The following is a 9,690-nucleotide window of genomic DNA, read 5'->3' on the forward strand; positions in this document are numbered from 1 at the left end:
GTGGGCCGCCGGCGCTGTGGCCTTCGGCTTCGCGGGCGTCCGGGCCGATGCGGCGAGGCCTCGTTCCTGCTTGCTCCGGGCGGCCGTTGCCGGGTGCCGAGTGCGGCTTGGCTCTGCGTGCCGGGCCTTCACCTTTGCGGGTGCCTGGGCCGTTACTGATGGCGCGGCCTGCGGTGGCGCCGCGCTCCTGCTCGCCTCGCGGGCGCCGAGGACGGCCCTGACGTGAGCGGGCCGCCTGTGCTGTGGCTTTCGCCCTTCGCGGACGTCCGGGCCGCCGTGCGACGAGGCGGATGCCTGCTTGTTCGGGCCGCCGGTGCCCGGGCCGGTCTGGTCTGGGCTTGCAGGGGGCAGGCTGCTGCGCGGCGGGGCCTGCGGGGGCGCTGCGTTCTGGCCTGCGGGCGCGACCGGCCGTCGTGCGGTCGCGAAGGCGCCTGAACGGGGCGGGCCGCTGCGGGCGGTCCGGGTCAGTGGCCTGTGGTCAGGGCGAGTGTGCACAAGTGGGACCAGTCGAGGCGGGCGCCGGTGACGGGGACGCCCGGGCGGTTGCGGGGGAGGCGCAGGCGCAGGGCGCCGGGCCGGATTTCGCAGCGCAGGGGGACGGGGAGGAGCAGCGCCTCGCCGTCGACGCCGGCCTCGATCGCCGGTGCGTCCGCGGTGACGATGACCTGACGTGCCGTCAGTGCGCTGAGCCCCGGGGCCTGCGGCCCCATCAGCAGGGCCGCCGCCTGTGCCGCGTTGTCGACGGTCACCCCAAGCACCCCGAGCATGCCGGTGTCCAGCCGGTCCCTGCGGCCGAGCCCCGCCGGGTCCCCGGTGCGATAGGGGTTGTTGCTCACCAGGACGGCCTGCGGCTCGTGGAGCACGGTCGCGCCCGCCCGGGCGGTGAGCCCGCTGCCGGTGCGCCGGGTGAGCAGGTCCGGCAGCATCTCCAGGATCGTGCCGACCTTGTCCTCGCGGTAGGCCGGGCTCTGCACGACGGCCGCGTAGGCACCGAAGGAGACGTTGTTGACGAAGGGCCTGTCGTCCACGAAGCCCAGGTCGACACGGAGTTCCACGCCGTCGGTGAGCGCGTCCAGGCAGGCCGCCGGATCCTCCCGGTCGAGCCCCAGGTCCATGGCGAAGTGGTTGCGGGTGCCCGCGCTGATCACGAGGAAGGGCAGCCCGCGCTCCGCGGCGACGGCCGCGACCAGCGCCTGCGTGCCGTCGCCGCCCGCCACGCCGAGCAGGTCGGCGCCCTCGTCGGCGGCCGCGCGGGCGAGGGCGGCCACGTCCTGCGGGTGGTCCGGGTCGAGCAGCGTCACCCGGGCGCCCAGGGCCTCGGCCTTCTCCTTCAGGCCGAAGCGTGCGACCTTTCCGCCGCCGGAGCGCGGGTTCATGATCACGAACGGGCGCCGCGGCGGGGGAGCACGCCGTTCGCGGACGCGCCGTTCCTCCTGACCGGCCCCGTGCACCGCGGCACGCCCGCAACTCAGCGCCAGGATCCACAGCGCGAGCGAGGTGAGCACCACCCAGAGCAGGTCCGCGTGGGCGTAGTAGAGGAGCACGGCCACCGGTGCCGCCACGGTCAGGGCCACGGCCAGCACTCTGACCGCTCCGCGCCGGGTCAGCACCCACCAGACACCGGCCGCCGTGATCCCGGTGCCGGCCAAGGCCACGGCGACCAGCAGAAGGCTCTTCAGCCCGGCGACGACGACCGGCAGCACCAGTGCCGCGGCCCCGGCGGCCAGGGCGAGGCGGGCGAGCCGGCGCGGTGCGCGGCGGGTGGGGGAGGCGGGACGTTCCATGGACCGACCCTGCCACCGCCCGGCGCCGGTACGCCGTCGCCGCCACGCCGCGAACGGCGGTATTTCGTGGCGGCGACGGCGCACCGGGCAGTGGTCCTCAGGCGGTGCAGGTGAGCACGCCCGCCGCCTCCTTGGCGGCCAGCACGCGCAGGACGCTGTCGTGCACCCGGGTGCGCACCGCCGGTTCGTGCCGCATGGCGTAGCGGATGCCCTCGGCCATGGCGGGAATGCCCGTCGGCTGCACGGTCAGCACGAGGTCCCCGCCGGCCCGCAGGAAGGCGAGCCCGCGCTTGCCGACGGCGAGGGACTGCGCGGAGGCCGCCTTGCCGAGGTCGTCGGAGATGACGACCCCCTTGAAACCGAGGTCCTTGCGGAGCATCCCGCTGATGACCACCGAGGAGTACGCCGCCTGGTGCGCGGCGTCGATCCGCTTGTAGATCGCGGTGGAGATCATCACCAGTGCGGCTCCGGCCCCGATGCCGGCCTTGAACGGGGCGACGTTCGCGCCGGTGCGGGTCAGGGTCGTGTCGGTCACCCCGGCGGTGACGTCGGTGTTGCCGCGCACACTGCCCAGGCCCGGGAAGTGCTTGGGCGTGGTGAGCACCTTGGAGCGGGTGGCGCCCTGGACGTAGGCCGTGACGTGCGGGGAGACCACGGCGGAGGTCGATCCGAACTGCCGGCCGTACTTGCCGATCGGGGCGTTGGCGGTGCCCAGCGAGGCGGGAACGATGTCGGCGACCGGCGCGAGGTTGACGTTCACGCCCGCGCTGCGCAGTTGGGCCGACCAGGTCGCGGCCTGCTGCCGCAGGTAGGTGGTCGTGTACTTGCCCTGGGTGACCCCGCTGGGGATGGTGGAGAAGCCGGGGCCCTTGAGGACCTGTACCTGGCCGCCCTCCTGGTCCGTGGCGATCAGCAGCCCGACCCGCTGCCCTGCGACGGTCTGCCGCATGCCCTGCAACTGGTCGGCGAAGGCCCGGATCTTCGTCACCCCCGCGGTGCTGCGGCCCGCGAGCATCACCGAGCCGACGGCGTAGGTCTTCATCGCGTTGAGGTCGGCTTTGGGCGTCGTGGGGAGTACGGCAGCGCCCATGAAGAGCTGGCCCACCCGCTGGGTGTCGTTCATGGCCGCCTCGACGCGCTGGGCGCACGACGGGGTGCTCGCGGCGGCGGTCCTGGCCGACATCGCGCGGGCCGTGGAGGAGCTGTCGGGCGAGCGGTGGGTGTCGCAGGCGGCGACGGCCAGTGTCGTCGCGAGGAAGGCGAGGGAGACGCGGGAGGCGAAGTGGCGGGAAGTCACATCTACAGCAAATATCTGTGGATATCCGCCATGTCAAACGCTGCGAGGCGATCGGGGGACGGTATGACGCCGGGCTATGTGGCCGTGGTGGGCCCTGGGACCGCCGGGGAGCGTGAGCGCGCGCACGCCCGGCGGGTGGGCGAGCTGCTGGCGCTGCGGGGAGCGGTGGTGGTCTGCGGGGGCCTCGGCGGTGTGATGGAGGCGGCGTGCGAGGGCGCCCGGGCGCACGGCGGCGTCACCGTCGGGCTGCTGCCCGGCCGGGAGCGTGCCGAGGGGAACCCCTTCCTGACGGTCTGCCTGCCCACCGGGCTCGGTGAGCTGCGCAACGGGCTCGTCGTGGCCGCCGCCGACGCGGTCATCGCCGTCGGCGGGAGCTGGGGCACCCTGAGTGAGGTGGCGCTCGCGATGCGCACCGGCAGGCCCACGGTGGTCCTCGGCGGCTGGGACGTCGCAGCGGACGCCGGGGACGGGGTCCCCCTGCGCGCGTCGAGCCCGGAGGAGGCGGTCCGGGCGGTCGCGGACGCGCTGCCAAACGGCAGGGGCCGGCCGGCTGCGGAGAGCTGAACTCCTGCCCCGCGCAGGGGAATTGCCTGGAGCGCACCCCTTTGGCGCAGGGGGTGCCACGGATCAGTGACTGAGTGGCTGTACCACTCCTTGCGGTCCACGGTCCCCGTGGGCCACCCTGGTCGGGCCCGGTCCGTGCCCGCCCCCGCATGCCCGTTCCCCTCCACGGTTCGCTCTCCCCCCCCCACTCCGTTCCGTGCCCCTCCGCGTGTCCGCGGGGCGGCCCACCGAAGGACCGGCGCGCCCCCTCCCGTCCCCTCGCCATGCCGTGCTGCCCCGGCACGGCGGCTGACGACCGAACAGGATTCGGAATGTCCCTTTCTCGTCGAAGGATGCTGACGGTGACCGCCGCGAGTGTGGTGGCCGCCGCCGTCGATCTGCGCGGCCCACTCGGCGTGGCCCTCGCCGCGACGGCGGCCGGCGACAGTGCCGCCTCCGTCCTGTCCACCGTGGACCGGACGCTGCAGCGCGGCCCGGACCTCGGCCGCGGTTACCGGGCGGTCGTCGCCGGGCCCGGCGAACCCCATCTGATCCGGCGGGACCTGACCGATGTCACCGCCCCCGTGGTGACCCGGTCGCTCGCCGCCTTCGCCCAGATGTCCGACCTGCACATCGTCGACGACCAGTCACCGCTGCGCGTGGAGTGCCTGGACCGCCTGGCCGACTACGGCCCGCCGCACTACAACTCGTACCCGACCGAATCCGCCTACCGGGCCCACGAGTTCCTGTCGACGCAGACCACCGACGCGATGTGCCGGGCGATCAGACGCACCGGGCGCGGCCCGAGGACGGGCGCCCCACTGGCCTTCACCGTCGTCACCGGCGACGCGGTGGACAACTGCCAGTACAACGAGGCCCGCTGGTACATCGACCTGCTCGACGGCAACAGCGTGCGGCCGGACTCCGGCAACCTCGCCAAGGACGAGAGCGTCGCCGCCGGAGCGTTCGGCGCCGACGTCCACTACTGGCACCCCGAGGTACGGCAGTCGCCCCCCGACAACAACGACCTGGCCGGCTTCCCCCTGGTCACCGGGCTTCTCTCCGCCGCCCGCCGGCCCTTCGCCGCCACCGGTCTCGGCACGCCCTGGTACGCCGCCTACGGCAACCACGACGGGCTCGTCCAGGGCAACGTCCCGCCCGACACGCTGCCGTTCGACCCGCTGAAGAGCATCGCCACCGGCTCCACCAAGCTGACCAAGGTCGAGGGCGTGCCCGACGTCCTCGACAACGGACTCGGCTACTACGTCGAACTGCTGACGGACATCCTCACCGGCGACTTCACCCTCGCCACGGCGAAGGTCACCGCCGACTCCGCCCGCCGGCTGCTGTCCCGGAGCGAGTTCGTCGCCGAGCACTTCCGCACCACCGGCACCCCCGCGGGCCACGGCTTCACCTCCGGCGCGAACCGCGCCTACTACGCCGTGCCCTCGGCGCCGGACGACCTCTTCCAGTACCTCGTCCTGGACACCACCAATCCCGGCGGAGGGGCCGACGGGGCCCTCGACGAGGAGCAGTGGGCATGGCTTGAGGGGCGCCTGAAGGCCGTCTCCTCCCGGTACGAACTGGCCAGTCCGGGCGGCAGCGGGCCCGGGGCCGTCGTGCAGCAGCCGGGCGTCCGCGACAAGCTCGTGGTCGTGTTCTGCCACCACACGCTCGACTCCATGGACAACACCGACGACGACGCGCCCTACGGCGGCGACGACCTGCGTGCCCTGCTGCTGCGCTTCCCCAACGTGGTGCTGATGGTGGACGGCCACACCCACACCAACACCGTCACCCCCCACCGGCCCGCCTGGCCGGCCTCGCTCAGCGGCGGCTTCTGGGAGGTCAACACCGCCTCGCACATCGACTGGCCGATCCAGAGCCGGATCCTGGAGGTGGCCGAGGGCAACGGCACCCTGTCGATCTTCACCACGATGATCGACGCCGACGCCCCGGTGTCCTACGGCGGCGACACCGGCTCCCCGGCCGCGCTCGCCTCCCTCGCCCGCGAACTGGCCGTCAACGACATCCAGGCGGTCGCCCGCGGCATCGACAAGCGGCGCGGCACGGTCGACGCCCGCAACACCCAACTGCTGGTCCCGCTGCCCTTCCCGCTCCCCGCGGGCCTCGGCACGCCCGCCGCCGACTGGCCGTACCTGGCGCAGGGGCAGAGCGGCAGCCGGGTCAAGGCCGCGCAGTACCTGCTCAACGCGCGCGGCGCGGCGCTCGCGGTGGACGGGGTGTTCGGTACCGCGACCGCGGCCGCGGTGCGGTCCTTCCAGGGCGCCCGCGCCCTGCCGGTGGACGGCGCCGTCGGATCCGCGACGTGGCAGGCGCTCGTCGTGGCGCCGCTGGCCCAGGGCGACGCCGGGCCCGCCGTGTCGTCGGCCCAGTCGCTGCTCAACACCCACGGGGCGGCGCTCGCGGTGGACGGGGCGTTCGGTACGGCGACGGCCGCCGCGGTGCGGACGTTCCAGGGCGCCTGCGCCCTGCCCGTGGACGGCGTCGTGCGGTCGGCGGGCTGGCTGCGGCTGCTCGCGCCGTGAGACCGCGGGGGCGGCACCCCGTCCCGGGTGCCGCCCCCGCGGAGCGCGGTCAGCCCAGCTGGGAGTGGAGGAACTCCAGCGTGCTGCGCCAGGCGCGGTCCGCCGACTCGGCGTGGTACGCCTCGGGACGCTGGTCGTTGAAGAACGCGTGGCCGGCCGGGTAGGTACGGAAGTCGGCCTCGACACCGGCCTGTTCGCGGATGCCGTCGCGCAGCGCGACCAGGGCGGCCGGCGGGACGCTCTCGTCCGTCTCCCCGAAGTGCCCGAGGACCTCGGCCTTGAGGCCGGTGAAGTCGGGCAGTTCGCCCTGGACCACACCGTAGAAGGGGACCGCGGCGCTCACCCGGGGGTCGCTCGCGGCCTGGTAGAGCACGAATCCGCCGCCCATGCAGAAGCCGACGGAGCCGACGTGGCCGGAGGTCACCTCGGGGCGCGCGAGGAGGTAGTCCACGGCGCCGGACAGCAGCTCCACGCCGCGTGCGACGGGCAGCGCGCGCATCATGCGCAGCGCCTCGCCGGAGTCGTGGGCGACGTTGCCGCCGTACAGGTCGGGGGCGAGGGCGACGAAGCCCTCCTTGGCCAGGCGTTCGGTGACGTCGGCGATGTGGTCGTTCAGGCCCCACCATTCCTGGATCACGATCACGCCCGGACCGTGCCCGGCGGGCGGCAGCGCCAGGTAGCCGTGCGCGGTGGCTCCTGCGCTGGTGAAGGTGACGTTCTGACGGACGGGGGAACCGGTCTGCTGCGGAGTCTCGGCCATGGGATCACGCTATGCCCGGCGACTCGATCGTACAAATTTAAAGCACACGCAAAGTGGGGCGGACCGGCCCGGCCGGCACCGGGCCGCGAGGGGCTGACGTGCAGGGGGGAACGGAGTGCCCCGATCGGGGTACTCAGTTCCTTATGAGGGGGATCGTTCCCCGTCCAGCGAGGACTCGATCTCGCGCACCACCCGCCACATCGGTGTGCGCCGCCGGGTGATCACCACCACCACGTCGTCCTCGGCCTCCGCCGGCTCCCCGGCCGCGGCGCCCTCGGGGTTCCAGCCGCGGCGCACGAAGTCCAGCGCGTGGTCCACCGCGGCGAAGGCGTCGCCCTCGCCGCCGGAACGCAGCCACGAGCGCAAGCCGTTGTTGTGTGCGGCGACCACCGCGGCGGCGATGACGTCGGCCCGCAGCTTGCCGTCGGGCCGGCCGGCGAAGCGCGCCCCGAGGTACTCCGCGAGGGCGCGCTCGTAGCGCCAGACCACGGACAGCTCGTATGCCCGCAGCCCGGGCACCTGCTTGGTCAGGCGGTAGCGCTGCACGGAGAAGGTGGGGTTCTCGGCGTACATGTTCAGCACCAGGCGGGCGGCGTCGCAGGCCTTGGACACCGGCTCGTCGGCATCCGCGCTCCCGTCCAGGAACTCGGTCATCTCGGCGAGCGCGCGCTCATGGTCGGGAAAGACCACGTCTTCCTTGGAGGGGAAGTAGCGGAAGAACGACCGGCGTCCGACGCCCGCCAGGGCGACGATGTCGTCGATCGTCGTCGCCTCGTAACCGCGTTCCAGGAAGAGCTGGAAGGCCGCGGCGACGAGGGCGTCCCGCATCGGGGGCTTCGTGGTCATGGTCCAAAAATCTAGCATCGGGGGCTTACGGATGGCACTGAGTGTGCATAATTGAGGGTACTCGATGCCATGGGCGCCGTACACGGACTGGAGTGACCGATCGTGAGCCAGGAATTCGACCTGTTCCGGACGTCGGAGGAGCACGACATGCTCCGTGACGCGGTGCGTTCGCTCGCGGAGGCGAAGATCGCCCCGTTCGCGGCGGAGGTGGACGAGGCGGGGCGGTTCCCCGAGGAGGCCCGGGAGGCGCTGGAGGCCAACGACCTGCACGCGGTGCACGTGCCCGAGGCCTTCGGCGGCGCCGGCGCGGACGCGCTGTCCACGGTGATCGTGATCGAGGAAGTGGCGCGCGTGTGCGCCTCCTCCTCGCTGATCCCGGCGGTGAACAAGCTGGGATCGCTGCCGGTGCAGCTGTCGGGCTCGGAGGAGCTGAAGACGACGTACCTGGGCGCGCTCGCACGCGGCGAGGGCATGTTCTCCTACTGCCTGTCCGAGCCGGAGGCCGGCTCCGACGCGGCGGGGATGAAGACCCGCGCGGTGCGCGACGGGGACTTCTGGGTGCTCAACGGCGTGAAGCGCTGGATCACCAACGCCGGGGTGTCGGAGTTCTACACCGTGATGGCGGTGACCGACCCGGACAAGCGCTCCAAGGGGATATCGGCCTTCGTGGTGGAGAAGGGCGACGAGGGCGTGTCCTTCGGGGCCCCGGAGAGGAAGCTCGGCATCAAGGGGTCGCCGACGCGTGAGGTGTACTTCGACAACGTGCGCATCCCCGCGAACCGCATGATCGGCGCGGAGGGCACCGGCTTCGCCACCGCCATGCGGACGCTGGACCACACGCGGGTGACCATCGCCGCGCAAGCGATCGGCATCGCGCAGGGCGCCCTCGACTACGCCAAGGGGTACGTCAAGGAGCGCAAGCAGTTCGGCAAGGCGATCGCGGACTTCCAGGGCATCCAGTTCATGCTGGCGGACATGGCGATGAAGCTGGAGGCGGCCCGGCAGCTGACGTACGCGGCCGCGGCGAAGTCCGAGCGGAACGACGGCGACCTGACGTTCTTCGGCGCCGCCGCCAAGTGCTACGCGTCGGACGCGGCGATGGAGATCACCACGGACGCGGTGCAGCTGCTCGGCGGTTACGGGTACACGCGGGACTACCCCGTGGAGCGCATGATGCGCGACGCGAAGATTACGCAAATCTACGAGGGCACCAACCAGGTCCAGCGCATCGTCATGGCCCGCAACCTGCCGTAGGCACAGCACCCAACCGATCGTGTGAAGGGACATCAAGTGAGCTTGAGGATTGTTGTAGCGGTGAAGTACGTGCCTGATGCGACGGGTGATCGTCACTTCGCGGGTGATCTGACGACGGATCGTGATGCGGTGGACGGTCTGCTGTCGGAGTTGGACGAGTATGCGGTGGAGCAGGCGCTGCAGATTGCCGAGGCGTCGGGGGACGCTGAGGTGACGGTGGTGACGGTGGGTCCTGAGGATGCGAAGGACGCGCTGCGCAAGGCGTTGTCGATGGGTGCGGACAAGGCGGTGCATGTCGAGGACGAGGGCTTGCACGGGTCCGATGTGATGGCGACGTCGCTGGTGCTGGCGAAGGCGGTCGAGCGTGCGGGGTTCGATCTGGTGGTGACGGGGATGGCGTCCACGGATGGGACCGGGGGCGTGGTGCCGGCGTTGCTGGCGGAGCGGTTGGGGGTGCCGCAGGTGACGTTGCTGTCGCAGGTCGCGGTCGCCGGTGGCACGGTGTCGGGTCGGCGTGATGGTGACACGGCGTCGGAGCAGGTGGAGGCGGCGTTGCCGGCGTTGGTGTCGGTGACGGACCAGTCGGGTGAGGCGCGGTATCCGTCGTTCAAGGGGATCATGGCGGCGAAGAAGAAGCCGGTGGAGTCCCTGGACCTG

At 72.4% G+C, this 9,690-nt stretch carries 8 protein-coding genes; 4 read left to right on the plus strand and 4 right to left on the minus strand.

All coding sequences use genetic code 11. The annotated features are described in order from the left end of the window. Positions 1-464: 464 nt before the first annotated feature. Complete coding sequence (locus tag ABZ883_RS41095; protein ID WP_360916750.1) at positions 465-1,784, minus strand: diacylglycerol kinase family protein; 1,320 nt, start codon at positions 1,782-1,784, stop codon at positions 465-467. A gap of 97 nt (positions 1,785-1,881) precedes the next feature. After that, positions 1,882-3,081, minus strand: a complete 1,200-nt coding sequence (locus tag ABZ883_RS41100) for a glycoside hydrolase family 3 N-terminal domain-containing protein (RefSeq protein ID WP_360916754.1) — start codon at positions 3,079-3,081, stop codon at positions 1,882-1,884. Between the two features lie 63 nt (positions 3,082-3,144). Here ABZ883_RS41100 and ABZ883_RS41105 point away from each other — a divergent pair, with 63 nt between their 5' ends. Next, entirely contained in the window at positions 3,145-3,645 is a 501-nt protein-coding gene (locus ABZ883_RS41105; RefSeq protein ID WP_360916757.1) for a TIGR00725 family protein, read from the plus strand. A gap of 341 nt (positions 3,646-3,986) precedes the next feature. Then, complete coding sequence (locus tag ABZ883_RS41110; protein WP_360916759.1) at positions 3,987-6,173, plus strand: TIGR03767 family metallophosphoesterase; 2,187 nt, start codon at positions 3,987-3,989, stop codon at positions 6,171-6,173. Positions 6,174-6,222: 49 nt separating this feature from the next. On the opposite strand, the gene ABZ883_RS41115 is transcribed toward ABZ883_RS41110, so the two are convergent. After that, the gene (locus tag ABZ883_RS41115; RefSeq protein WP_360916762.1) at positions 6,223-6,933 is read right to left on the minus strand and encodes a dienelactone hydrolase family protein; all 711 of its coding nucleotides are present in this window, start codon (positions 6,931-6,933) and stop codon (positions 6,223-6,225) included. Positions 6,934-7,074: 141 nt separating this feature from the next. After that, complete coding sequence (locus ABZ883_RS41120; RefSeq protein WP_360916771.1) at positions 7,075-7,761, minus strand: TetR family transcriptional regulator; 687 nt, start codon at positions 7,759-7,761, stop codon at positions 7,075-7,077. A 120-nt stretch (positions 7,762-7,881) separates the two neighbouring features. On the opposite strand from ABZ883_RS41120, the gene ABZ883_RS41125 reads away from it, so the two are divergent. Together ABZ883_RS41125 and ABZ883_RS41130 are read left to right on the plus strand one after the other, a co-directional pair. Further along, positions 7,882-9,033 (plus strand): acyl-CoA dehydrogenase family protein, encoded by a 1,152-nt coding sequence (locus tag ABZ883_RS41125; RefSeq protein ID WP_360916765.1) that lies wholly within the window; start codon positions 7,882-7,884, stop codon positions 9,031-9,033. A 36-nt stretch (positions 9,034-9,069) separates the two neighbouring features. Continuing rightward, positions 9,070-9,690 (plus strand): electron transfer flavoprotein subunit beta/FixA family protein (locus ABZ883_RS41130; protein WP_360916768.1); only part of this gene is annotated, 621 nt, incomplete at its 3' end.

It is taken from the genome of Streptomyces sp. NPDC046977 (assembly GCF_040644455.1).
GTDB lineage: Bacteria > Actinomycetota > Actinomycetes > Streptomycetales > Streptomycetaceae > Actinacidiphila.